General features: G+C 66.3%; 23 protein-coding genes. 17 read left to right on the plus strand and 6 right to left on the minus strand.

What is annotated here, in order from left to right; all coding sequences use genetic code 11:
* Nucleotides 1-143: 143 nt before the first annotated feature.
* Nucleotides 144-353: a cold-shock protein gene (locus tag FHT09_RS06610; RefSeq protein ID WP_006451993.1), complete on the plus strand. Its 210-nt coding sequence runs from the start codon at nt 144-146 to the stop codon at nt 351-353.
* Between the two features lie 175 nt (nt 354-528).
* A complete protein-coding gene (locus FHT09_RS06615) occupies nt 529-1,227 on the plus strand; it encodes a glutathione S-transferase (RefSeq protein WP_104604909.1) in 699 nt (232 codons plus the stop codon).
* Between the two features lie 140 nt (nt 1,228-1,367).
* Here the strand turns inward: FHT09_RS06615 and FHT09_RS06620 are convergent, their stop codons facing one another.
* Nucleotides 1,368-2,246, minus strand: a complete 879-nt coding sequence (locus FHT09_RS06620; protein ID WP_104604805.1) for an alpha/beta hydrolase — start codon at nt 2,244-2,246, stop codon at nt 1,368-1,370.
* 169 nt (nt 2,247-2,415) lie between these two features.
* Here FHT09_RS06620 and FHT09_RS06625 point away from each other — a divergent pair, with 169 nt between their 5' ends.
* Both FHT09_RS06625 and FHT09_RS06630 read left to right on the plus strand, forming a co-directional pair.
* The gene (locus FHT09_RS06625; protein WP_104604803.1) at nt 2,416-3,972 is read left to right on the plus strand and encodes a YdiU family protein; all 1,557 of its coding nucleotides are present in this window, start codon (nt 2,416-2,418) and stop codon (nt 3,970-3,972) included.
* 93 nt (nt 3,973-4,065) lie between these two features.
* A complete protein-coding gene (locus FHT09_RS06630; RefSeq protein ID WP_104537865.1) occupies nt 4,066-4,626 on the plus strand; it encodes an adenine phosphoribosyltransferase in 561 nt (186 codons plus the stop codon).
* A gap of 129 nt (nt 4,627-4,755) precedes the next feature.
* On the opposite strand, the gene dbpA is transcribed toward FHT09_RS06630, so the two are convergent.
* On the minus strand, nt 4,756-6,132 hold the full coding sequence (gene dbpA / locus FHT09_RS06635; protein ID WP_024939307.1) for an ATP-dependent RNA helicase DbpA: 1,377 nt from the start codon (nt 6,130-6,132) through the stop codon (nt 4,756-4,758).
* Nucleotides 6,133-6,232: 100 nt separating this feature from the next.
* Here dbpA and FHT09_RS06640 point away from each other — a divergent pair, with 100 nt between their 5' ends.
* Complete coding sequence (locus tag FHT09_RS06640) at nt 6,233-8,125, plus strand: ATP-binding cassette domain-containing protein (protein ID WP_104604801.1); 1,893 nt, start codon at nt 6,233-6,235, stop codon at nt 8,123-8,125.
* Between the two features lie 221 nt (nt 8,126-8,346).
* On the opposite strand, the gene FHT09_RS06645 is transcribed toward FHT09_RS06640, so the two are convergent.
* Both FHT09_RS06645 and FHT09_RS06650 read right to left on the minus strand, forming a co-directional pair.
* Nucleotides 8,347-8,772: a barstar family protein gene (locus tag FHT09_RS06645; protein WP_104604799.1), complete on the minus strand. Its 426-nt coding sequence runs from the start codon at nt 8,770-8,772 to the stop codon at nt 8,347-8,349.
* Complete coding sequence (locus tag FHT09_RS06650; protein ID WP_104537111.1) at nt 8,769-9,218, minus strand: ribonuclease; 450 nt, start codon at nt 9,216-9,218, stop codon at nt 8,769-8,771. Before FHT09_RS06650 ends, FHT09_RS06645 begins: the two co-directional genes overlap by 4 nt.
* A gap of 257 nt (nt 9,219-9,475) precedes the next feature.
* Here FHT09_RS06650 and FHT09_RS06655 point away from each other — a divergent pair, with 257 nt between their 5' ends.
* Entirely contained in the window at nt 9,476-10,087 is a 612-nt protein-coding gene (locus FHT09_RS06655; RefSeq protein ID WP_016904847.1) for a superoxide dismutase, read from the plus strand.
* Nucleotides 10,088-10,298: 211 nt separating this feature from the next.
* On the opposite strand, the gene FHT09_RS06660 is transcribed toward FHT09_RS06655, so the two are convergent.
* Nucleotides 10,299-11,132 carry an inositol monophosphatase family protein gene (locus FHT09_RS06660; protein ID WP_016905058.1) on the minus strand — a complete coding sequence of 278 codons (834 nt, stop codon included), beginning with the start codon at nt 11,130-11,132 and terminating at the stop codon, nt 10,299-10,301.
* A 116-nt stretch (nt 11,133-11,248) separates the two neighbouring features.
* Here FHT09_RS06660 and FHT09_RS06665 point away from each other — a divergent pair, with 116 nt between their 5' ends.
* Genes FHT09_RS06665 through FHT09_RS06675 form a run of 3 tightly spaced genes read left to right on the plus strand, consistent with a single transcriptional unit; the run spans nt 11,249 to nt 15,111 of the window.
* Nucleotides 11,249-12,016 carry an RNA methyltransferase gene (locus FHT09_RS06665; RefSeq protein ID WP_104604797.1) on the plus strand — a complete coding sequence of 256 codons (768 nt, stop codon included), beginning with the start codon at nt 11,249-11,251 and terminating at the stop codon, nt 12,014-12,016.
* A 51-nt stretch (nt 12,017-12,067) separates the two neighbouring features.
* Nucleotides 12,068-12,997, plus strand: coding sequence for a phosphate/phosphite/phosphonate ABC transporter substrate-binding protein (locus FHT09_RS06670; protein WP_181141220.1), 930 nt, complete (start codon nt 12,068-12,070; stop codon nt 12,995-12,997).
* Entirely contained in the window at nt 12,994-15,111 is a 2,118-nt protein-coding gene (locus FHT09_RS06675; RefSeq protein WP_104604795.1) for an EAL domain-containing protein, read from the plus strand. Before FHT09_RS06670 ends, FHT09_RS06675 begins: the two co-directional genes overlap by 4 nt.
* A gap of 99 nt (nt 15,112-15,210) precedes the next feature.
* Here the strand turns inward: FHT09_RS06675 and epmB are convergent, their stop codons facing one another.
* Entirely contained in the window at nt 15,211-16,239 is a 1,029-nt protein-coding gene (gene epmB / locus FHT09_RS06680; protein ID WP_104604793.1) for an EF-P beta-lysylation protein EpmB, read from the minus strand.
* 103 nt (nt 16,240-16,342) lie between these two features.
* Here epmB and efp point away from each other — a divergent pair, with 103 nt between their 5' ends.
* From efp to FHT09_RS06720, 8 genes are all read left to right on the plus strand, one after another.
* On the plus strand, nt 16,343-16,909 hold the full coding sequence (gene efp / locus FHT09_RS06685) for an elongation factor P (RefSeq protein ID WP_002802373.1): 567 nt from the start codon (nt 16,343-16,345) through the stop codon (nt 16,907-16,909).
* Nucleotides 16,910-16,913: 4 nt separating this feature from the next.
* Nucleotides 16,914-17,762, plus strand: coding sequence for a hypothetical protein (locus FHT09_RS06690; RefSeq protein WP_184416892.1), 849 nt, complete (start codon nt 16,914-16,916; stop codon nt 17,760-17,762).
* Between the two features lie 18 nt (nt 17,763-17,780).
* Nucleotides 17,781-19,118 carry a TRZ/ATZ family hydrolase gene (locus tag FHT09_RS06695; RefSeq protein WP_166774648.1) on the plus strand — a complete coding sequence of 446 codons (1,338 nt, stop codon included), beginning with the start codon at nt 17,781-17,783 and terminating at the stop codon, nt 19,116-19,118.
* 29 nt (nt 19,119-19,147) lie between these two features.
* Nucleotides 19,148-19,867 (plus strand): bifunctional 2-polyprenyl-6-hydroxyphenol methylase/3-demethylubiquinol 3-O-methyltransferase UbiG, encoded by a 720-nt coding sequence (ubiG, locus tag FHT09_RS06700; protein ID WP_104537866.1) that lies wholly within the window; start codon nt 19,148-19,150, stop codon nt 19,865-19,867.
* Between the two features lie 52 nt (nt 19,868-19,919).
* Nucleotides 19,920-20,645 carry a phosphoglycolate phosphatase gene (locus FHT09_RS06705; protein WP_104604789.1) on the plus strand — a complete coding sequence of 242 codons (726 nt, stop codon included), beginning with the start codon at nt 19,920-19,922 and terminating at the stop codon, nt 20,643-20,645.
* 28 nt (nt 20,646-20,673) lie between these two features.
* Entirely contained in the window at nt 20,674-21,363 is a 690-nt protein-coding gene (locus FHT09_RS06710; protein WP_104604787.1) for a phytoene/squalene synthase family protein, read from the plus strand.
* Between the two features lie 385 nt (nt 21,364-21,748).
* Nucleotides 21,749-22,237 carry a pyridoxamine 5'-phosphate oxidase family protein gene (locus tag FHT09_RS06715; RefSeq protein WP_104604785.1) on the plus strand — a complete coding sequence of 163 codons (489 nt, stop codon included), beginning with the start codon at nt 21,749-21,751 and terminating at the stop codon, nt 22,235-22,237.
* Between the two features lie 176 nt (nt 22,238-22,413).
* Nucleotides 22,414-22,704, plus strand: a complete 291-nt coding sequence (locus FHT09_RS06720) for a hypothetical protein (protein ID WP_104604783.1) — start codon at nt 22,414-22,416, stop codon at nt 22,702-22,704.
* The last annotated feature ends 6 nt before the right edge of the window (nt 22,705-22,710 follow it).

Consider the following 22,710-nt stretch of genomic DNA (forward strand, 5'->3'; position numbering starts at 1 on the left):
GGTCACCGTGAATCGTGGCCTGATGCAGCCGGATCGTTACAGATCTCGCTTCATCGTTCCGCTTTACCAACGCCTGCAACTCAGTCTCAGCTCCGGCTTTTCGGACGCTGCGATTTATCCATCTATAGTTCAGGAGTTTGTAAATGTCAGATCGTCAGAGCGGTACCGTGAAGTGGTTCAACGATGCCAAGGGCTTCGGCTTCATCACCCCGGAAAGCGGCCCGGACCTGTTCGTGCACTTCCGTGCCATCCAGGGCACCGGCTTCAAGTCGCTGCAGGAAGGCCAGAAGGTGACCTTCGTCGCCGTGCAGGGCCAGAAGGGCATGCAGGCTGACCAGGTGCAGGCGGTCTAATCCGTCTGCAACCGTAAGGTTGCCGAAAACGCCGGTCGCGCAAGCGACCGGCGTTTTTTATTGGGCGCGATTGCGTCAGTGCAACAGGCGGTATCGGCTGTTCGCCCCGTTCGGGTGAGCACAGCGACGACACGGCGACCGGTAGCATATGCGTTTTCCGCGTGCAGCCTCTTTCATGATCACTGTCCACCATCTCAACAATTCCCGTTCCCAGCGCGTGCTGTGGCTGCTGGAAGAACTGGCGCTGCCGTACCAGATCGTGCGGCATGAGCGCGATCCCAAGACCATGCTGGCGCCGGCGGCATTGCGTGCGATCCATCCGCTCGGCAAGTCGCCGGTGGTTGTCGACGGCGATCTGACCGTGGCCGAGTCCGGCGCGATCCTGGAGTTCCTGGCCGAACGCTACGACACCGAATGCGCGCTGTCGCCGCCGCCGCGTCCGCTGGAATCGCCCGAGCGCCTGAAGTTCCGTTACTGGATGCATTACGCCGAAGGCTCGGCGATGCCGCCGTTGTTGATGACGCTGATCTTCGGGCGGATTCGCAGTGCGCCGATGCCGTTCTTCGCCAGGCCGATCGCACGTGCCATCGTGGACAAGGCGATGTCGGGCTTTGTCGGTCCGCAGCTCAAACTGCACCTGGACTGGATGGAGCAGTCGCTGCAGGCGAGCGAATGGTTTGCCGGTGAGCGTTTCACTGCGGCGGACATCCAGATGAGCTTTCCGGTACAGGCCGCGGCTGCGCGCGGCGGCGGGCTGGAAAGCTATCCACGCCTGCGCGCGTTTCTTGCGCGCATCGAAGCGCGTCCCGCGTACCAGGCCGCGCTGAAGAAGGGCGGCCCGTTCGAGCTGATGGGGCGCAAGCCCGCCGCGTGATGCCGCTATCGCCGTGTCGAGTCTGTGCCCAGAGAAGCTGCAGGTCGCCGCGCTTGCCGGTGCGCTGCTAGGGGGTGGCGAATCCCAAATCCCGATTTCCCAATCCCGCGCCACACAGACTCGCCGGCAGCGGCCACAAATCAATCGGGCGCCCGACATTGCCGCAGGAACTGCAGCGTGTCGCGCAGCACGGGCGAGCGCTCGGGCGGTTTGCGCAGCGCCAGCACGATGCCGAGATGGCCCATGCCCGGGTAGACCTTCAACTCGGCCGTGCCGCCCTTGCGTTGCAGGGCGTGCTGCAACGAGGTGCTGTTCTGCAGCTCGACCACACGATCGGCATCGCCGTGCTGCAGCAGCATCGGCGGTTCGTCGCCGCCGACGTAGTGCACCGGCTGCGATTGCTGTTGTGCGGCCGGTGCCTCGCCGAAGATCTCGATCAGCTCCGGATCGGTCAACGGCAGGAAGTCGTAGGGACCGGCCAATCCCACCACCCCGCACAGCTGCCGGGGTTGCAGGCCTTGCGTCTGCAGCCAGCGCGCATCGGTACCCAGCAGCGCGGCCATATGCGCGCCGGCGGAGTGGCCCATCACCGCCAGACGCGCCGGGTTCCCGCCGTAGTCGTGCGCATGCCGATAGCCCCAGGCGGTGGCGCCGGCAGCGTCGGACATGAAGCCCTGCAGGCCGACCTGCGGATACTTGCGATAGTCGGCCACCATCGCCACCACGCCCTGGCGCGCGAGCGCGCGGCCGACCCAGCGGTAGTTGGCGCGCGTCCCGCGCTTCCAGGTGCCGCCATAGAAGAACACCACCACCGGTGCATCCACCGCGCCGCGCGGCTGGTAGACGTCCAGGGCCAGACCATGCGCCGGATCGAACACCTGGTCGCGGTGCTCGACAATGCCGTCGCGGCTGGAGGCGGCGTTGATGCCGCCGAAGAACACGCTGCTGCAGGCGGTCAGTGTCAGCGAGCCGAGCAGCAGCAGGGTGGGGCGAAACCAGCGATAGGCGCGCGAGGGCATGGGCGATGTCATTTGAGGGGCGGGGAGGAATAACGCTGTGGCTGTCGCCGGCGTGTGCAGGACCAGCCCGCTTGCTGGCGGCCAGCTGATCGAAGATACGGTACGTGCGCAACGCCGGATGCGTGGTTGCCCATGCGAAGTTCACTGTCGCTGGCCTACGCTGGCACGCATGACGACTCTGCAGTTTGACAACCGCCTGCGACAGCAGCTGCCCGGTGATTCCGAACAAGGTCCACGCCGCCGCGAAGTGCGCGCTGCGTGGTCGACGGTGATGCCGACGCCGGTGGCCGCGCCACGCCTGCTGGCGTATTCGGCCGATGTCGCCCAACGGCTGGGGCTGGATGAGGCGGAGATCGGCAGTGCGCGCTTTGCCGAGGTGTTGTCCGGCAATGCGCTGTACCCGGGCATGCAGCCGTGGGCGGTCAATTATGGCGGGCACCAGTTCGGACATTGGGCCGGCCAGTTGGGCGATGGCCGGGCGATTTCGCTGGGCGAGGCGATCGGGATCGATGGCGGTCGCTACGAGTTGCAGCTCAAGGGTGCCGGCCCGACCCCTTACTCGCGCGGTGCCGATGGCCGCGCAGTGTTGCGCTCGTCGATCCGCGAATTCCTGTGCAGCGAAGCCATGCATCACCTGGGCGTGCCGACCACGCGCGCGCTGAGCCTGGTCACCACCGGTGATGCGGTGGTGCGCGACATGTTCTACGACGGCCGGCCGCAGCGCGAGCCGGGCGCGATCGTGTGCCGGGTGGCGCCGTCGTTCATCCGCTTCGGCAACTTCGAGTTGCCCAGTGCGCGCGGCGATCTGGCGCTGCTGCGGCAATGGGTGGACTTCACCATCGCACGCGACTTCCCGCAGCTGGAAGGTGCTGGCGAGGAGCTCTACGCAGCATGGTTCGCACAGGTCTGCGAGCGCACCGCGGTGATGGTGGCGCACTGGATGCGGGTGGGCTTCGTGCATGGGGTGATGAACACCGACAACATGTCGATTCTGGGCCTGACCATCGATTACGGCCCCTATGGCTGGGTCGAGGACTACGACCCGGACTGGACGCCGAACACCACCGATGCGCAAGGCCGCCGCTATCGCTTCGGCACCCAGCCCCAGGTCGCCTATTGGAACCTGGGGCGCCTGGCGCAGGCGCTGGCGCCACTGTTCGCCGACCAGGCGCGGTTGCAGCAGGGGCTGGATCGCTTCCGCGATACCTACCTGGCCTGCGACAGGCGCGACACCGCTGCCAAGTTGGGTCTGGCCGACTGTCGCGACGAGGATCTGCAGTTGATCGATGCGCTGCGCGCGCTGATGCACAACGCGGAAATGGACATGACGCTGACCTTCCGCGGCCTGATCGCGTTGGTGCCGGAGCATCCCGATCCTGATCTATTGCGTGAGGCTTTCTATGACGAGGACAAGCGCCTCGCGCATGCCGCGCAGTTGCAGGAATGGCTGCAGCGTTACGCTGAGCGGCTGCAGCAGGACACGCTGTTGCCGGAGGAGCGGAGCGAACGCATGCGCCTGGCCAACCCGCGCTACGTGCTGCGCAACTATTTGGCGCAGCAGGCGATCGATCTGGCCGAGCAGGGCGATCCGTCCGGCGTGCAGGCGTTGCTGGAGGTCATGCGTCGCCCGTACGACGATCAGCCGGGCCGCGAGGCGTTTGCCGCGCGGCGGCCGGACTGGGCGCGCGACCGCGCAGGTTGCTCGATGCTGTCCTGCAGTTCCTGACGCGCTCAGACGCAGGTCCGTCGTGACCGCAGCGGCGTGAGTCCGCGCAGCCTAGAATAGGTGGTCCCCACCGGCCCTGACGCCACCACCACCATGACTGACTGCACCCGCTGCGCCGGCACCAATTCTTCCGGACCCAATCAATGGTCCGAACGGATCCGCGACATCGCCGATTTTCCCAAGCCGGGCATCGTCTTCAAGGACATCACGCCGCTGCTGTCCGATGGCCCGGACTTCGCTTCCGCGCTGGACGAAATGGCGCAGCCCTGGCGCACCACGCCGCTGGATGCGGTGCTTGGCATCGAAGCGCGCGGTTTCATCCTGGGTGCGGCGCTGGCGCGCGAGCTGCGCACCGGGTTCGTGCCGGTGCGCAAGCCCGGCAAATTGCCCGGGCGTACCCTGGTCCAGGAATACGCGCTGGAGTACGGGACCGATCGCATCGAGATGCACGAGGATGCGTTGCCACGCGGTGCCCGTGTGTTGATCGTCGACGACGTGCTTGCCACCGGCGGTACGCTGCGCGCAGCCTTGAGTCTGGCCGCACAGCTGGAGCTGGAAGTGGTCGGCGCGGCGGTGCTGGTCGAGCTGCTGGCGCTGCAGGGCCGTGAGAAGTGGGCCAACGACGTGCCGTTGCTGGCCACGTTGCGCTATTGATCCAGGTGCCTTGCCGATAGGCTTTCTGAAAACAGGAATGCGCAAGCGTGCGCATCCCTGTGGAGCGTGCGGCAGGCGCTATCGTCGCCGCTCGATCGGTTGGTCGGCAGGGTCGCTGCCGTGCGTTGATTACAGCTTGCTGACCCGGAACCGGCGTCCCTTGATCTTGCCCGCATGCAGATGCGCCAGCGCCTTGGCGACCTGCGCGCGGGCGATGGCGACATAGGAGCGGGTGGGGTAGATCGCGATCTTGCCGATCGCCGCGCCCGAGAGGCCGGCTTCGCCGGTCAACGCACCCAGGATGTCGCCGGCACGCAGCTTGTCGGTCTTGCCGCCGTCGATGCGCAGCGTGGTCATGGCCGCCTGCGGCAGCTGCGCCGGGCGGGCGGTGGCCAAGGGTGCGCGCGACCACTTCAGCGGCTGGCCCTGTTCGGCTTCCAGCGCCTGCGCGCGGCCGGTCTCGCGCGAGGCCACCAGGCTGAGCGCCAATCCGCGCTTGCCGGCGCGTGCGGTGCGACCGATGCGGTGGCGGTAGGTTTCGGTATCGGTGGGCAGCTCGTAATTGACCACTGCCGACAGGTCTTCCACATCCAGCCCGCGTGCGGCCACATCGCTGGCCACCAGCACGTTGCAGCTGCGGTTGACGAAGCGCACCAGCACTTCGTCGCGGTCGCGCTGTTCCATGTCGCCGTGCAGGGCGAGCGCGGAGAAGCCGAACTCCTGCAGCGAGCCGGCCACCTCGTCCACCTCCTTGCGGGTATTGCAGAACACCACGCTGGATTCGGGATTGAAGCGCAGCAGCAGGCCGGCGACGGCCTTCTGCCGGTAGGTCGGGTCGACCTCGAAGAATTGCTGGTCGATTTCCGGCGCGTTGTCGGCGCCCTCGACGGTGATTTCGACCGGGTCCTTGAGGATCTCGCGCGCCAGCGTGCGGATGATGTCCGGGAAGGTGGCCGAGAACAGCAGGCTCTGGCGGTGCTTGTCGCAGCGGCTGGCGATTTCGCGGATGGGTTCTTCGAAGCCCATGTCGAGCATGCGGTCGGCCTCGTCCAGCACCAGTGTGCGCACGCCGCCCAGATGCAGGGCGCGCTTGCGGGCCAGCTCCTGGATGCGGCCGGGCGTGCCGACCACCACCTGCGGGTCGTGCGCTTCCAGCGAGGCCAGTTGCGGGCCGAGCGGCATGCCGCCGGTGAGTACCACCAGCTTCATGTTGGGGATGCCGGTGGCCAGCTTGCGCAGCTGCTTGCCGACCTGATCGGCCAGCTCGCGGGTGGGGCACAGCACCAGCGCCTGCGCGCGGGTCAATGCAGGATCGAGCTTCTGCAGTAGCCCCAGCCCGAAGGCGGCGGTCTTGCCGCTACCGGTCGGCGCCTGGGCGATGACGTCCAGCCCCTGCAGGATCGGCGGCAGGCTCTGCGCCTGGATGGGTGTAAGGACGGTGTAGCCAAGGGCGTCGATGCCGGGGGCCAGGGCCGGCGACAGCGGCAGCGCGGAGAATTCGTTCATGGCGCATTTTAGCGGGAATCGGGAGTGGGGAATGGGGAATCGCAACGGCGAGGCTTTTCCATTCCCGATTCACCATTCCCGATTCCCGTACAATCAGCGCATGCCTTTAATCACTCTGCAAAGCGTCGACTACAGCGTCGGCGGCCCCTTGTTGCTGGAAAAAACCGACCTCACGATCGAGCCGGGCGAGCGTATCGCCCTGATCGGCCGTAATGGCGCCGGCAAATCGACCTTGATGAAACTGATTGCCGGCGAGCTCAAGCCCGACGACGGCGAAGTGCGCGTGCAACAGGGCGTGCGCATCGCGCGGCTGGAGCAGGAGGTGCCGCAGGGTACCGGCGGCAGCGTGTTCGACGTGGTGGCCGACGGCCTGGGCGAATTGGGTCATTGGCTGGCCGAGTTTCATCAGCTCAGCCATGCCGAGGTGTTCGATGCCGACGCGTTCGGCAAGGTGCAGGCCAAGATCGATGCAGCCGAGGGCTGGGCGCTGGATCAGCGCGTCAGCGAGACGCTGACCAAGCTGGAGCTGGACGGCGATGCGGAGTTTGCGCGGCTGTCCGGCGGCATGAAGCGGCGCGTGCTGCTGGCGCGCTCGCTGGTGTCCTCGCCGGATGTGCTGCTGCTGGACGAGCCGACCAACCATCTGGACATCGAGGCCATCGACTGGCTGGAGTCGTTCCTGAAGAACTGGAACGGCAGCGTGCTGTTCGTCACCCATGACCGGCGCTTCCTGCGCGCGTTGGCCACCCGCATCGTCGAGATCGATCGTGGACAGGTCACCAGCTGGCCGGGCGACTGGGCCAATTACGAGCGTCGCCGTGAAGAGCGGCTCAATGCGCAGGCGCAGGAAAATGCGCGCTTCGACAAGATGCTGGCGCAGGAGGAAATCTGGATCCGTCAGGGCATCAAGGCGCGGCGTACCCGCGACGAAGGCCGCGTACGGCGCCTGGAATCGATGCGCAACGAGCGTGTGCAGCGCCGCGACCTGACCGGCAACGTGCGCATGGAAGTCTCGCAGGGCGAGTCCTCCGGCAAGAAGGTGATCGAGGCCAAGGAGGTCGGCTTCGCGTTCGGCGCGCGCACGATGGTCAAGGATTTTTCGACCATCATCCAACGCGGCGACCGGATCGGGCTGATCGGCCCCAACGGCAGCGGCAAGACCACCTTGCTGAAGTTGTTGCTGGGCGATCTGCAGGCGCAGCAGGGCGAGATCCGCATCGGCACCAATCTGCAGATCGCCTACTTCGATCAGTACCGTTCCACGCTGCGCGAGGACTGGAGCGCGATCGAGAACGTGGCCGAAGGCCGCGATTTCATCGAGATCAATGGCAAGCGCAAGCATGTGCATGCGTATCTGCAGGACTTTTTGTTCACCCCCGAGCGCGCACGTGCGCCGATCACCCGGCTGTCCGGTGGCGAGCGCAATCGGCTGCTGCTGGCCCGCCTGTTCGCGCAGCCGTCCAACCTGCTGGTGATGGACGAACCGACCAACGATCTGGACGTGGAAACGCTGGAGCTGCTGGAAGAGCTGCTGGGCGAATATACCGGCACCTTGTTGCTGGTCAGCCATGACCGCGACTTCCTCGACAACGTGGTGACCTCGACGTTGGTGATGGAAGGCGAGGGCTTGATCGGCGATTACGTCGGCGGGTACAGCGATTCGCTGCGTCAGCGTCGCACCCCGGCGCCCAACGCGATGGCGGTCGCCAAGGCATCGGCGACGGCAGCGGTGACCACGCCGGTGGCGGCTGCGCTGCCGGCCGATGCCGCGCCCAAGCGCAAGCTCAGCTACAAGGACGCGCGTGAGCTGGAGCAGTTGCCGGCGTTGATCGAAACCCTGGAGCAGCGGGTCGCGGCACTGACCGAGGCGATGAACGACCCGGCCTTCTACCAGCGCGACAGCGCGGCGATGGCCGCGCATACCGCCGCATTGGGCGATGCGCAGGCGCAGCTGGATGCGGCGTTCGCGCGCTGGAGCGAGCTGGATAGTTGACGATCGGGCCGGTGCGTGACTGCGTGCCGGCCTTGTGGATTCGTGTCTCGAACAGCTTGCAAGCGCGCACACCACGTCCACTGCGCGATGACGGCCGTTCGGACGGCGCGTAGGGTAAAACGCGGGATGGATACGCGCAGCTCATCGGCGATCATCTGCACGATGCGTCTGATGGTCGCGCCGTGTACCAGTGGTCTTGCAGTGCGTCTCGCAGGCAGCGCCTAGTCGCAGGCACTCGCAGGCGCCACGAAGGCCGCAAACGTCAGCCCGCGCGCGGCCCAGGCGGTGGCCGCCTCGTCGAGGATATCCAGCAAGGTGTTGCGGTCGTTCGGTGCAGTGCGGGCCAGCGCATCGGCGCCGTCGATCAGCAGCGCATAGCCATGCGACGCCGGCAGCCATGCCAGATCGCGCAAGGCATCGGAGAGCGCGTCCCAATTGCGGCCGAAGCTGGCCGGGAAGTCCAGTTGAGTGGCCAGGCGCATCAGCAACCTGTGCTTGTCGCTGCAGCTGGCCAGGTCCACGCGCAGGATGTGCAGGCCGGCATCGCGTGCGAGCGCGGCCATGGTGTCCAGGTCGTCGGTCTCGGCTTGATAGACGCCCGATTGCTGCGGGTCGGACAGATCCAGTGCGAAGTCGCCTGTGCTCATGGCGCCTGCTCCCCCGCCGGACCCTGGAATGATCTGAAACTCTGGTAATGATCGTCGCTGTAATACCACGCCTGCGGCGGCGTACCGCCGGTGACGAGACGGCGCGCGCCGCGATCGGGGCTGCCCGGCGTTTCCACGGTGTATTCGTGGTAATAGCCGCGCGGACGCTCGGGCAAGCGCTGCTCACGATTGCCGAAGACGCTGCCGTCCTGCGGATGCGGAAACGGCCCGCCGCGTTGGATCAATACGATCGTGGCCATTGCCTCGGTGGGTAGAAATCCCGGCAGCTCTTGCTGCTGCGGCGAGCGTTCGACCGGTGCTGCCGCGGCGATCGGCGCACTGAGCTGTGGCGCGAAATGCGGCTTGGGCGTCTGCATCGCACGCATGCCCCACAACCCGGCGACGAGCAGCACGATGGCGACGATCAGTAAAGCGGGCTTGCGCATGACGGGTCCGGAAACAGCGTGTGGAGACGGCAGGGCAAGTATGCCGCTGCACGACTGTGTCGACTTTGAACGCGCCGGGTGGCGAGGCGGTTCACGCCCAAGTAACCGGGGCATGGTGCAAGGTGTGCAGCGGATACGACGCGGCATGCGATGGGATGAAGTTTCCCTGCCAACACCCTTGGTAAGCGCCGACGCCGTCCCTACCATCTACCCCGCAACGCCCGGTCTTCGCCGGGCGGCAAGCCCAGGAGACACGCATGGCCTACACCCTCCCGCAGTTGCCCTACGCCTACGACGCGCTGGAACCCAACATCGATGCGCAGACGATGGAAATCCATCACACCAAGCATCATCAGACCTATATCAACAACGTCAACGCGGCGCTGGAAGGGACTGAGTACGCCGACCTGCCGGTGGAAGAGCTGGTGTCCAAGCTGAAGAGCCTGCCGGAAAACCTGCAGGGCCCGGTGCGCAACAACGGTGGCGGCCACGCCAACCATTCGCTGTTCTGGACCGTGCTGTCGCCCAATGGCGGCGGTGAGCCCAAGGGCGAGGTCGCCAAGGCGATCGACAAGGACATTGGCGGTTTCGAGAAATTCAAGGAAGCCTTCACCAAAGCCGCCGTCAGCCGTTTTGGCTCTGGCTGGGCCTGGTTGAGCGTGACCCCGGACAAGAAGCTGGTAGTGGAAAGCACTGCCAACCAGGACAGCCCACTGTTCGAAGGCAACACCCCGATCCTGGGCCTGGACGTGTGGGAACACGCGTACTACCTGAAGTATCAGAACCGTCGCCCGGAGTACATTGGCGCGTTCTACAACGCGGTGAACTGGGAAGAAGTCGAGCGCCGCTACCACGCTGCGATCGCCTGACGTCCTGCATCAGCGCTAGGTTCTGCGCAGCGCTGTGACAGCGGCACCCAACGAACAAGGCCGGGAGCGATCCCGGCCTTGTTCGTTTGCTGCGAACTGTTGTAGGAGCGACCCTGGTCGCGAGGGGCTTTGCCGCCGGGAAAGCCCGTCGCGCTCTGGCGCGCTCCTACGTTGTGCGGGGCGTCGACCAGGACTTGCGCTCGGGGAGCGATCAGAACTTGGCGTCGAACTCGCGGGCGTAGCCGGTGTTGACGATGACCTTTTGCAGGGCGTCGCTGATCTTGATGTTGCCGGCCACGATCTGCTGCGTTTCCGGGCCCATGTTGTCCATGCGCGGCGGGGTGGCACCCTTGTAATCGCAGACGCGGCCACCGGCTTCGCGTACCAGCAGTACGCCGGCCGCGATGTCCCAGGCTTTGACGCCGGCCTCGAAATACGCATCGGCGCGGCCGCAGGCCACATAGGCCAGGTCCAGTGCGGCAGAACCGGTACGACGCACATCCTCGGCCTGCACCAGCAACGCATCGACGCACTTCAGCTGCGCACTGATGCGTGCGCGCTCGCGCGGCGGGAAGCCGGTGTGGACCATCGCGCCTTCCAGGTCCTTGCGCTCGGCAATGCGGATGCGGCGGTCGTTGAGCACCGCACCGGCGCCGCGGCTGGCGGTGAACAGCTCGTTGCGCAGCGGGTCGAAGATCACCGCATCGGTGGGCTCGCCGTTTTCCACCAGCGCGATCGACACGCAGTAATGCGGGAAGCCGCGCAGATAGTTGCTGGTGCCGTCCAGCGGATCGATGACCCAGGTGTAGCGGCCACTCTTGCCACCTTGCACGCCGCCTTCTTCGCCGAACACGGCGTACTCCGGGTAGCCGCGCTTGAGTTCCTTGATGATGACCTTTTCGGCATCGGCATCGACTTCGCTGGCATAGTCCATGCGGCCTTTCTGCACCACGTTGAGCGCATCGAGCTTGTTGATGCCGCGCAACAGCACATTGCCGGCGAGGCGGGCGGCTTTGACCATGACGGTGACGGCGGGTTTCTGCATGGTTAAAGCTCCCGTGAAGGCAGAATCGAAAATGGCGAAGGTAAAAGAGCGGTCCGGCACCAAAGCCGGCCGCGCAGTTTACCATCTACGACCGAATCGCTCCCCAATCTCCGTTCATGTCCGTCAGCCAGCGCATCCGTTTCGTTCTTGTCGGCACCCAGCATCCAGGCAACATCGGCGCCGCCGCGCGCGCGATGAAGACGATGGGCGTGTCGCGCCTGGTGCTGGTGGCGCCGGAGCGTGCGCTCGACGAAGACGCCTATCGGCGTTCGGCCGGTGCCGAAGACGTGCTCGGCGAGGCACCGATCCTCGCCACCCTGGCCGAGGCGGTGGCCGATTGCACCCTGGTGATCGGCTGCACCGCGCGTGCGCGCCGGGTCGCGCTGGAGGAGTTGCCGCCGGACGAAGGCGCGCGCCGTGCCTGGGCCAAGGCCGGCGAACCGGCCGAGGTGGCGATCGTGTTCGGCCGCGAGCGCACCGGGTTGACCAACGACGAGCTGCAGCTCTGTCATGCGGCACTGCATATCCCGTCCGATCCGGCGTTCAGCTCGCTCAACCTGGCGGCGGCGGTACAAGTCGTGGCGTACGAGGTGCGGCGGGCGCAGCTGGCGGCCGGCGAAGCGGAGGCCGTATCCGCTACGGCGGCCGGGGCGCTGCGCGACGGCCCGGCCAGCCATGCTCAACTGGAGGGCATGTTCGGCCAGTTGGGCCAGACCCTGGACGAAATCGACTTCCACAAGGGGCGCGCACCGGAGTCGGCGATGCGCAAGCTGCGGCGGCTGTTGCTGCGCGCGGACATGAGCGAGCAGGAGGTACGTTTGCTGCGCGGCATTCTGTCCGACGCGCAGCGCATGGCCATGCTGGCGAAGCGCGCCGGAAGCTGACGTCTGTCACATCTCGAAAGATTCGGCTAGGCTGTCGGCGGCTCTAGGGGAGTGTCCGTTTTGCGCGGTCTACGATGGTGTCTGATTGCCTGCGGGCTGTTGGCCGGGGCAGGCTTGGCCGCAACGGCGACGGCGGCGCCTTCCCCGGTATTGGTGCTTGGACGGATCAGCGACGATCCCGCCACGCATTACGCGCAACTCAAGCCATTGCTGGATTACGTGGTGCCGCGCATGCACGAGGTCGGTATCCGCCGTGGCGAAATCCTGATGGCGCCGGATGCGCGGCAGATGTCCAGTTACCTGCGGCGTGGGCGCGTCGACTGGGTCAGCGAAACCACCGGTGCGGCGATGCTGCTGCAGCAGCGTGGCAGTGCGCACCCGCTGGTGATGACCGAGCGCGCCGGCCTGCGCGAATTCCACACGGTGTTCTTCGTGCGCCGCGACAGCCCGATCCGGTCGCTCAGGCAATTGCGCGGCCACACCCTGGCATTGCAGAACACCTCCTCCACCAGCGGCTATCTGTTGCCGATGCTGGAGCTGGTGCGCAATGGCATCGCCTGTGATGTGCTGCTGTCGCCGGACGACAGCCAGGTGCCGGGCTCGGTGGGTTACCTGATGGTCGGGTCGAAATTGAATATCGCCACCTTCGTGCATCGGCGCCTGGTCGATGCGGGCGCTTTCAGCAACGCCGACTGGGATGACGAGCGCCACCTGCCACAGATGTTCAGGCGCGACTTCCGCATCGTCCATCACAGTGCGCCGGTGCCGCGCGCGGTGGAGATGGTGCGTACCGGCATGGATCCGGCCGTAGAGCGGCGGCTGCGCGTGGTGCTGCTGCAGGCGGCCTCCGACCCCAAGGCCGGGCCGGCCTTGAAGCGCTTCTTCGGCACCACCGCCTTTCACCCGCTGGATGATGTCAATCGCCGGCGCCTGGATGGACTGAGCGCCGGGCTGCAACGTGTCAGGGATCAAGTGGAATGACTCAGGTGCGCTTCGGGTTGCAGGCACGCTTTCTGCTGGTGATGGCGCTGACGCTGCTGCTGGTCGGTGCGATCCTGGCGTCGCTGTTGCAGCGCCAGAGCGCGATGCAACGCGAAGTGCGCGGGCTCAGCGCGCAGATTCTGCACGAGCTGTTCGATCGCAGCCTGCGCACGCGTGGAGAGACCCTGGCCACCGAACTGGCGAGCGGTCTGGCCAATCCGCTGTACTACTCCGATCTGGGCGCAGTGGGGGCGCTGGTGCGCAATGCCTCGCGGCAGCAGGTGGTGAGCTACGTGCTGGTGTTCGATCGACGCGGCCTGCTGGTACACGATGGCTCGCACAATCTGCAGCGTTATGGCCAGGCCATGACCGATCCGCTCGCGGCCAAGGCGAAGACGACGCGCGCCATGCTGTTGCAATCCTCGCCCGAAGTGCTGGACGTGACGGTGCCGATCAAGATCGGCGACCAGCGCATCGGCGGGGTGCGGGTGGGGATGTCGCGCGAGCGGGTGCGCAGGATCGAATCCGGCGCCAACCTGACCCTGGTGCAGAACCTCAACGCGATCGGCAAGCGCGATCTGGGCTGGTTGCTGGTGCTGCTGGCCGCGCTGGTGGCGCTGGGGGTGCTGTTGGCCATCTATGTGCAACGTACCCTGGTGGCGCCGGTGCGGTTGCTGGCTGCGGCCGCGCGCCAGATCGAGCGTGGCGACTACGCGGTGCAATTGCCGCCGCATCCGCGCAACGACGAGATCGGCGAGTTGATTTCCGCCTTCGGCCGCATGAGCGAGAGCATCGCCCGGCACGATCGCGAGGTGCGCCACATGGCCTACACCGATGCGCTGACCGGCCTGACCAACCGGCTGGGTTTCCGCGAAGGCCTGGACCATCTGCTCAACACCGCCCGCAGCACCGGCAGCAAGCTGGCGCTGCTGTTCGCCGACATCGACGACTTCAAGCGCGTCAACGACACGTTGGGCCACGAAGCCGGCGACGAGGCGCTGCTGCAGTTCGCCAGTCGCATCAGTCGCGCGGTCGGTGCGTTGGGCGGCGACGACGCGATCCTGGCGCGCTTCGGTGGCGATGAGTTCGTGATCCTGCTGCAAAATGGCGATGTCAGCCTGCTTGCCGCCCAGCTCGCAGACCGGCTGGTGCACGAATTGAGCCGCCCCTTGAATGTGCAGGGCCGGGAGGTGTTCCTGGGTACCTCAATCGGCATCACGCTGTTCCCGGACGACGCCAGCAACGCCACTGTGTTGCTGAAGAACGGCGACATCGCGATGTACCAGGCCAAGGTGGCGGGCAAGAACTGCCACCGCTTCTACAGCCGCGCCGCCGATCATGCAGTGGAGCGCCGTGTGCACATGGAGCACGAGCTGCGCGGGGCCTGGGATCGCGACGAGCTGCGGCTGGTCTATCAGCCGATCTATCGCACCAGCGACCGTGTGCTGGTGGGGGTGGAAGTGCTGTTGCGCTGGCAGCACCCGGCGCTGGGCACGATTGCGCCGTCCACCTTTATCGATATCGCAGAGCAAAGCGGCCTGATCGAGGTGATCGGCCCCAAGGTGCTGCGCGCGGCGTGTCTGGAAGCGGCGCAATGGCCGGTGGTGGGCGAGGGCTTGTTCATCTCGGTCAACGTCTCGCCCCGTCAGCTGCGCAGTGGCGACCTGATCGACACCGTGGCCGAGTGTCTGGCCGAGTCTGGCCTGCCGGCCGCACGGCTGCATCTGGAGCTGACCGAGACGGCGGTGATCGGCGACGAAATGATGGCCGCCAGCCTGCTCGATCAACTGCACCGCACCGGCGTGAAGGTGTGGCTGGACGACTTCGGCACCGGTTTCTCCGGGTTGAGCCATCTGCGCCAGGTGCCGGTGGACGGGGTCAAGATCGACAAGAGTTTCGTCGCCGATCTGCAGCGCGACCCGGACGATCTGGCGCTGACCACGGCCATCATCGGCATGGCGCATTCGCTGGGTATCACGGTGGTGGCCGAGGGAATCGAGCAGGAAGCGCAGTTCAACCTGCTGCGCGAGCGCGGCTGCGATCTGGGCCAGGGCTATTGGTTCAGCCGCCCACTGAGCCCGGCCGATATGGCGAAGCTGATCGCGGCGGGCTGAGCAGCGTAGGAGCGCACCTGGGCGCGATGGGTGTTACCGGTCATGCTTCGTCGCGCCCGGGTGCGCTCCTACCATTCAATGTGTCTGAGAGCTGAGTGGTTACAGCGGCCGTTTGCCGGTGTCGCCGGGGATTTCGCGCACCAGGCGCGGCACCAGGTAGCCGGACAGGCGCGTGGCCAGCTCGGTGTGCAGGGCGCGCGCGCGCGCATCGTCCACTTCGAAATGCGCCACGCCGGCCACCCGGTCGAGCTGATGCAGGTAGTACGGCAGCACGCCGGCGGCGAAGCTGCGTTCGCTCAGGGCCGCCAGCGCGTCAACGCTGTCGTTGACGCCGCGCAGCAGCACGGCCTGGTTGAGCAACTGCGCGCCAGCCTCGCGCAGGGCGCGCATGGCGTCGTCCACGGCGGTATCGAATTCGTTGGCGTGGTTGGCATGCACCACAAAGGCCACCGGCCACGGCAGGCTGCGCAGCCAGGCCAGCAGTGGCGCATCGACACGCTCGGGCAGCACGATCGGCAGCCGGCTGTGGATGCGCAGGCGCTTGATATGGCCGATGGCGGCCAGCGCGTCGGTGAGTTCGGCCAGCTTGCCGGTCGCCAGCGACAGTGGGTCGCCGCCGGACAGCAGCACTTCGTCGATGCCGGGGTCGGCCGCGATCGTGGCGACCGCGTCGCGCCATCCGTCGCGCGCGGCGGTTTCCTCGGCATACGGGAAGTGGCGGCGGAAGCAGTAGCGGCAGTGCACCGCGCAGCTGCCGGTGGCGATCAGCAGCGCGCGGCCGCGGTACTTCTGGATCACACCGTCGGCGGTCTTGGCCGCGCCATCGCCGACCGCATCCAGGCCGAAGCCGGGCACCGGCCGCATTTCATCGTCCAGCGGCAGCACCTGGCGCAGCAGCGGGTCGTGCAGGTCGCCACGGCGCATGCGCGCCACGAACGCCTGCGGCACCCGCAGCGGGAACTGGGCGGCGGCCGCCTCGCTGATCCCGGCCGCCTGCGTGTCCAGGCCCAGCAGCGCCAGCAGCGCGCGCGGGTCGCGCACGGCGTCGCGCCACTGCTGCTGCCAGCGCGGCGGCTGCAGGGTGGGAGGCGGAGATGGCTGCAAGGCGAGGGGGGCTGCGGGTATCATGTGCGGTCACAAAACCAATGCCCGCCGGTTGCGGCGGGCGCCCCATTCTAATCCGACCTGCCACGGCCTGTGGCAGGTCGTGGTCTTATCGAGGAGCTGCACCATGGCCACTGTTGGCATGAACGACGTCAAGAACGGCATGAAGATCCTGGTCAACAACGAGCCGGCGGTCATCACCGAGACCGAATACGTCAAGCCGGGCAAGGGCCAGGCCTTTACCCGCATGAAGTATCGCTTCATCAAGTCCGGCCGCGTGGTTGAAATGACCATGAAGGCGACCGACGACGTGGAAGTGGCCGACGTGGTCGATACCGACATGCGCTACCTGTACAGCGATGGCGAGTACTGGCACTTCATGGACCCGGAAACCTTCGAGCAGGTGCAGACCGACAAGGCCGGCATGGGTGGCGCCGACAAGTGGCTCAAGGGCGAGGAAGACTGCATCGTGACGCTGTGGAACGGCGCGCCGATCTGGGTGCAGCCGCCTAACTTCGTCGAGCTGAAGATCACCGAGACCGACCCGGGCGTGCGCGGCGATACCTCCGGCGGCGGCGGCAAGCCGGCGACGCTGGAAACCGGCGCGGTGGTGCGCGTGCCGCTGTTCGTCAATCAGGACGAAATCATCAAGGTCGACACCCGCTCGGGCGAATACTCGGCGCGCGTCAAGTAAGACGATGCGTCCGGGACACTGGCCTGATCGAGCGGGACGCGGTGCCAGTGTCGTGTTGGGGCTGTGGGGTGCGCTGCTCGCGTGCCCGGCTTTTGCGCAATCGGCTGCCGCAACGTGCGACGCCGATGACGTGGCCGCCGTTGCGGCCATCGCAACGTCCGGCGTCGTGGGCGGCGCTGCCGCCACGGTGCCGGTCGACCGTGTGGTGGCCCAGACCTGCAAGCCGTGGCCGAACGATGCGGCGATCCGGCTGGCGGCAATCGCATTTGCCGGCGACGCGGAGACCGTGCCTGGCGAGCGCGACCTCGAGTTGCGCGTGGCCATGCTCGATGCCGCCAGCGGCAAGGTGCTGGCGTTCTACGCGCAGGCAATGGGCGAGGACGCCGCCTTCGAACTCGCTGCCGACAGCCTGCGCCTGGACACGGCGCGCTACGATCTGGCCAAGGACGTGCGTGCGATCGGCGTGATTGTGCGTAGTGCTGCGCGCGGGCCCAGCTGCCCGGATTTTTACAGCAATCAGGCATTGACCTTGCTGGTGCGCGAGGGGCGCAGCCTGCGCCCGGTGCTGCAACGCGATCTCTATGCGTGGCAACGTGTAAAAGGCGAGCCGTGCAGTCTGGGCAAGGGCGATGTGATCACCGAAGTCGCCAACCTGAGCGTGAGCATGGCGCCGCAGGTACATGCCGGCTATGCGGACATCGTGCTGACAGCCAACGTGTCTACCGTGGAAAGCGCCGCTGGCAGCGACACCGATACCGAGCGCACCCGTCGCGCGCGCCAGGTGCTGCGTTACAACGGCCAGCGCTATGTGCCTGTGGCCGGTGGCGATCCCCGCTGGCCGTTCGACAACTAACCTTTTATGGATCCGCTCATGACCAATGCCCCTCCCGAAGTCTGCGACCTGTTGATCGAAGCCGGTTATGTCGTGCCGATCGAGCCGCATGCGGTGGTACTCGACGATCACGCGGTGGCGGTGCACAACGGCGTCATCGTGGCGATCCTGCCGACCGCCGAGGCGCGCCTGCGGTTTGCGCCGACGCAGACCGTCTCGCGCCCGGAGGCGGCCCTGATCCCGGGTCTGGTCAATGCGCATACGCATAACCCGATGACGCTGCTGCGCGGCGTTGCCGACGATCTGCCGCTGATGGTGTGGCTGCAGCAGCACATCTGGCCGGTGGAAGCAGCAGTGATCGGGCCGGAATTCGTGGCCGACGGCACCACGCTGGCGATTGCCGAAATGCTGCGTGGCGGCACCACCTGCGTCAACGAAAATTATTTCTTCGCCGATGTGCAGGCGGCCGTGTACAAGCAGCACGGTTTCCGTGCGCTGGTCGGCGCGGTGATCATCGATTTCCCCACCGCCTGGGCATCGTCGGACGACGAATACTTCGCACGGGCCGGCGAACTGCACGACCAGTGGCGCGACGATCCGCTGATCAGCACCGCCTTCGCGCCGCATGCGCCGTACACGGTCAACGACGCCAACTTCGAACGCGTGCGCATGCTCGCCGACCAGCTGGATCTGCCGGTGCATCTGCACACGCACGAAACCGCGCAGGAAGTGGCTGACTCGGTTGCCCAGTACGGGCAGCGCCCGCTGGCGCGGCTGGATCGCCTGGGGCTGGTCAACGACCGCCTGATCGCCGTGCACATGACCCAGCTCACCGAGGCGGAAATCCACCTATGCGCCGAGCGCGGCGTCAGCGTGGTGCATTGCCCCGAGTCCAACCTCAAGCTCGCTTCGGGCTTTTGCCCGGCCTGCGCGCTGCAACGTGCCGGCGTGAATCTGGCGATCGGCACCGACGGCTGCGCCAGCAACAACGACCTGGACATGTTCAGCGAGAACCGCACGGCGGCGATCCTGGCCAAGGCAGTGGCCAACGATGCCACCGCACTGGACGCGGCCACCACGCTGCGCGCGGCCACGCTGGGCGGCGCGCGCGCGTTGGGCTTCGGCGACAGGATCGGCTCGATCGAAGTCGGCAAGCAGGCCGATCTGGTCTGCGTGGATCTGTCCGCACTGGAGACCCAGCCGCTGCATCATGTGCTGTCGCAACTGATCTACGCCGCCGGCCGTCATCAGGTCACCGATGTGTGGATCGCCGGCAAGCCCAAGCTGGTGCAGCGCGAGCTCATCGACATGGACACCGCTGCCCTGGTCGCCAATGCGCGACAGTGGCGCGAGCGCATCCGCACCGTCCGCGCCTGAGCGCGCGGCATCCCATCACGGAGCTCTGCATGAACCCGAATACCCAATCCAATTCCAGCAACTTCCATCAGAGCGAGCTGGACAAGTTCGCGGCGCTGGCCAACCGCTGGTGGGATGCCGATGGCCCGCAGAAGCCGCTGCACGCGCTCAATCCGGTGCGCCTGGACTACGTGTCCGCACGGCTGGGCCTGGCCGGCGCGCGCGTGCTCGACGTCGGCTGCGGCGGTGGTCTGCTCAGCGAGTCGATGGCGCGTCTGGGCGCGCAGGTCACGGCGATCGATCTGGCGCCGGAACTGGTCAAGGTGGCGCGCCTGCACAGCCTGGAATCGGGTGTGCAGGTGGATTACCGCGTGCAGTCGGTGGAAGACCTGGCCGCCGAACAGCCGGGCAGCTTCGATGCGGTGACCTGCATGGAAATGCTCGAGCACGTGCCGGACCCGACCGCGATCATCCGCGCCTGCGCCAGCCTGCTCAAGCCGGGCGGCAAGCTGTTCTTGTCCACGCTCAACCGCACACCTGCCGCGTTCGCGCTGGCGGTGGTCGGCGCCGAATACGTCGCACGGTTGCTGCCCAAGGGCACGCATCACTACAAGGATTTCATCAAGCCGGCAGAACTTGCGGCATGGTTGCGCAGCGCCGAACTGCAGCTGGAAGACGTCAGCGGCATGATGTACGAGCCGTGGCGCAATCGTGCGCGCCTGTCGTCGCGGACGGAGGTCAACTACTTGGCTTATGCGGTGAAGCCGTGACAAATCGGGAATCGGGATTCGGGAATCGCAATAACAGAGCCCGGCGCTGGTGATGTCCGAGCCATTCCGAGTTCAAGATGACGCCGCGCAGCGGAAAGACGCCGTTGCATCGTCGACGTTTCCGCGTGCGGTGTTGTTCGATCTGGATGGCACCTTGCTGGATAGTGCGCCGGACATGCTGGCGACCGTCAACGCGATGCTGGATGCGCGTGGCCGTGCGCCGATCGCGTTGGCGCAGTTGCGTCCGGTGGTGTCCAAGGGCGCGCGCGCGATGCTGGCGGTGGCGTTTGCCGAACTCGATGCAGTCGAACGCGATGCGCTGGTGCCGGAATTCCTGCGCCGTTACGAAGCCTTGATCGGCACGCAGTCGCAGCTGTTCGATGGTGTCGAAGAACTGCTGCTGCGGCTGGAGCGCGCCGGTTGCATCTGGGGCGTGGTCACCAACAAGCCCGAGTATCTGGCCCGGCTGATCCTGCCGCAACTGGGGTGGGAGCAGCGCTGCGCGGTGCTGATCGGCGGCGATACGCTGGCCGAGCGCAAGCCGCATCCGTTGCCCTTGTTGGCCGCTGCCGAGCGCATCGGCGTTGTGCCGGCGCAGTGCGTCTACGTCGGCGACGACGAGCGCGACATCCTGGCCGCGCGCGCAGCGGCGATGCCGTCGGTGGCGGTGTTGTGGGGCTACCGCCTGCACGACGATGCGCCGTCGCGCTGGCAGGCCAACGTCCTCGTCGCGCAGCCGCAGGCATTGTGGGATGCCATGGCGTGGCCGCAGACCTGATCTTCTTTCGTCTTTTTCTGGACCCGCCATGAGCCAATCCAGCGCTCTCGACAGTTTTCTCGACAAGTGGCGCACCCGCTGGCCGGAATGGTCGGTTGCCGAACCCTTCATTCCCGAACCGCAGCGACGCCTCACGGCGGCCTGGTTTGCGCTGCTGCAGGAATGGGAAGACATCATGAACATCGCCGGCGACCCGTTGCCGGCCGACGCCAAGCTGGCGTGGTGGCAGCAGGAGCTGCGCGACTGGTCGCAGCAGCGCTCGCGCCATCCGCTCGGGCGCGTGCTGGAGCCGGTGCGCGCCCCATGGGCGCAGCTGGCCGACACCTTGCCGGCCATGCAGGACGCCCGTGCGCAGCCGCACTCGTTGCAGCAGGCGTTGGCGAGATTGCGTGCCTTCGCCGAGGCCGTGATCGCTGTGGAAGCTGTGCTATTTGCGCGCACGCAGCCTGGTGATGCCCCTGCGGTGGCGGTGCAGTGGCTGGACGCACGCCAACGTGTGGCCGGCGACAGTGGCGCGCCCGGTGACATGACCAACGCCGCATGGCGCACGCAGTTGCTGCGCGCCTGGCCACGCAAACCGGCGTTGGCGCGGCCGCATCGGGTATGGTCGCGGCTGGCCCGTCTGCGCCTGCAGCGCGAGCTTGCCGGCAAGGCTGCGTACCCACCGCCCGTGCAGCAGCTGTGGCATAGCTGGCGCGCTGCCAGCGGCGCAGACTGAAGTCTCGATCGCTTCAGGCGTCGTGTGCCGAACGCCTGGACAGCGCGGATCGATCGGTGGCGGAGCGGGGATCTGCGACTTGGCTGCAGGACCTTGCCGCCCACCATCGCGGGAACACGCCATGAATCCGTCCCTGCGAGCTCTGCCCACCCTCCAGCACCACATCGTCCAGCAAGAGGGATCGGCAAGGTCGTGCTCGCGTTGCAATACCCATGGAAGCTCAACTCGCCGCCCAATGCCTTGGAACACCGAGCGGGTGCGATTGCTCAGCCGGCCAACCGCGTTGCCACCATGTGCAGACAGGAGTGCCTGTCGTCACATGCCGTGGGCAGGCAGACTTCCAGACTGGGACACCCGCGTGGACACGCGCATGTGAGACATCGAGATGGCAGATCCCAAAGAGCTGCAGGACAAATTCTGGAAAGCCCTGAAATCCGATCGCACCGTGATGCTGGGTCTGGATGGCGTGGAAGACGGGCATGCACGGCCGATGACCGCGCAGATCGAAGGCGATAGCGGTGGTCCGATCTGGTTCTTCACCTCCAAGGACAATGCGCTGATTTCCATGCTGGGGCAGGGCCGCCGTGTCATCGGCGCCTTCAGCAGCAAGGGACACGACCTGTTCGCCAGTATCAGCGGCTCGTTGCGGGAAGACACCGATCCGGCCGTGGTCGAGAGTCTGTGGAACCCGCATGTCGCTGCCTGGTATGAAGGCGGCAAGGACGACCCCAAGTTGGCGCTGCTGCGTCTGGACACCGATCACGCGCAGATCTGGCTCAACGGTTCCAGTCTGTTGGCCGGCATCAAGGTGTTGTTCGGCGTCGACCCGAAAAAGGATTACCAGGACAAGGTGGCGGACGTTCCGCTGCGTTGAGGCCTGCTGCACGCCTGCACGATCTTCGCGATGGTGCACGGGTCTTATCCATTCATGTGCTGTCGCTTGCGCGGGCGCCGATCCGGTTGTGAGGCCGGATCGGCGCCGCCAGCCTGGACTGCATTCAAAAGCGGCCGTGGCGTCATGCGCTGTGCGCCCGCCCTAGGAGAAACGAGATGCAACAGATCGAAATCGGCCAGATGGTGTTTGTGCGCGATGGTGAAGTCGGCGTTGGTGCAATCCGCGAGGTGCGCAAGGATGGCGCCGAGCTGGTCATCAATATCGAAAACGGCGGCGACTTCGTGCTGCCTGCAACGGTGGTGCGCGATGTGCATTCCGGCAAGGTGATGCTGGATGTCGAGCAACTGCCGGAAGACGTGCGCAATGCCTTGCGTCATCCACACGACAACGAGTTGCCAACCAGCACGTATGCGGCCAGCGACCCGCAGGATGGCGCGCTTAAGTAATTGGGC

Source organism: Xanthomonas sp. CFBP 8152 (assembly GCF_014199025.1).
Taxonomy (GTDB): domain Bacteria; phylum Pseudomonadota; class Gammaproteobacteria; order Xanthomonadales; family Xanthomonadaceae; genus Xanthomonas; species Xanthomonas arboricola_B.

Excerpts from the sequence above, each read along its gene's own strand:
- FHT09_RS06610 (WP_006451993.1), top strand. The coding sequence starts at position 144 with ATGTCAGATCGTCAGAGCGGTACCGTGAAGTGGTTCAACGATGCCAAG.
- FHT09_RS06615 (WP_104604909.1), top strand. The coding sequence starts at position 529 with ATGATCACTGTCCACCATCTCAACAATTCCCGTTCCCAGCGCGTGCTG.
- FHT09_RS06620 (WP_104604805.1), bottom strand. The coding sequence starts at position 2,246 with ATGCCCTCGCGCGCCTATCGCTGGTTTCGCCCCACCCTGCTGCTGCTC.
- FHT09_RS06625 (WP_104604803.1), top strand. The coding sequence starts at position 2,416 with ATGACGACTCTGCAGTTTGACAACCGCCTGCGACAGCAGCTGCCCGGT.
- FHT09_RS06630 (WP_104537865.1), top strand. The coding sequence starts at position 4,066 with ATGACTGACTGCACCCGCTGCGCCGGCACCAATTCTTCCGGACCCAAT.
- dbpA (WP_024939307.1), bottom strand. The coding sequence starts at position 6,132 with ATGAACGAATTCTCCGCGCTGCCGCTGTCGCCGGCCCTGGCCCCCGGC.
- FHT09_RS06640 (WP_104604801.1), top strand. The coding sequence starts at position 6,233 with ATGCCTTTAATCACTCTGCAAAGCGTCGACTACAGCGTCGGCGGCCCC.
- FHT09_RS06645 (WP_104604799.1), bottom strand. The coding sequence starts at position 8,772 with ATGAGCACAGGCGACTTCGCACTGGATCTGTCCGACCCGCAGCAATCG.
- FHT09_RS06650 (WP_104537111.1), bottom strand. The coding sequence starts at position 9,218 with ATGCGCAAGCCCGCTTTACTGATCGTCGCCATCGTGCTGCTCGTCGCC.
- FHT09_RS06655 (WP_016904847.1), top strand. The coding sequence starts at position 9,476 with ATGGCCTACACCCTCCCGCAGTTGCCCTACGCCTACGACGCGCTGGAA.
- FHT09_RS06660 (WP_016905058.1), bottom strand. The coding sequence starts at position 11,132 with ATGCAGAAACCCGCCGTCACCGTCATGGTCAAAGCCGCCCGCCTCGCC.
- FHT09_RS06665 (WP_104604797.1), top strand. The coding sequence starts at position 11,249 with ATGTCCGTCAGCCAGCGCATCCGTTTCGTTCTTGTCGGCACCCAGCAT.
- FHT09_RS06675 (WP_104604795.1), top strand. The coding sequence starts at position 12,994 with ATGACTCAGGTGCGCTTCGGGTTGCAGGCACGCTTTCTGCTGGTGATG.
- epmB (WP_104604793.1), bottom strand. The coding sequence starts at position 16,239 with ATGATACCCGCAGCCCCCCTCGCCTTGCAGCCATCTCCGCCTCCCACC.
- efp (WP_002802373.1), top strand. The coding sequence starts at position 16,343 with ATGGCCACTGTTGGCATGAACGACGTCAAGAACGGCATGAAGATCCTG.
- FHT09_RS06690 (WP_184416892.1), top strand. The coding sequence starts at position 16,914 with ATGCGTCCGGGACACTGGCCTGATCGAGCGGGACGCGGTGCCAGTGTC.
- FHT09_RS06695 (WP_166774648.1), top strand. The coding sequence starts at position 17,781 with ATGACCAATGCCCCTCCCGAAGTCTGCGACCTGTTGATCGAAGCCGGT.
- ubiG (WP_104537866.1), top strand. The coding sequence starts at position 19,148 with ATGAACCCGAATACCCAATCCAATTCCAGCAACTTCCATCAGAGCGAG.
- FHT09_RS06705 (WP_104604789.1), top strand. The coding sequence starts at position 19,920 with ATGTCCGAGCCATTCCGAGTTCAAGATGACGCCGCGCAGCGGAAAGAC.
- FHT09_RS06710 (WP_104604787.1), top strand. The coding sequence starts at position 20,674 with ATGAGCCAATCCAGCGCTCTCGACAGTTTTCTCGACAAGTGGCGCACC.
- FHT09_RS06715 (WP_104604785.1), top strand. The coding sequence starts at position 21,749 with ATGGCAGATCCCAAAGAGCTGCAGGACAAATTCTGGAAAGCCCTGAAA.
- FHT09_RS06720 (WP_104604783.1), top strand. The coding sequence starts at position 22,414 with ATGCAACAGATCGAAATCGGCCAGATGGTGTTTGTGCGCGATGGTGAA.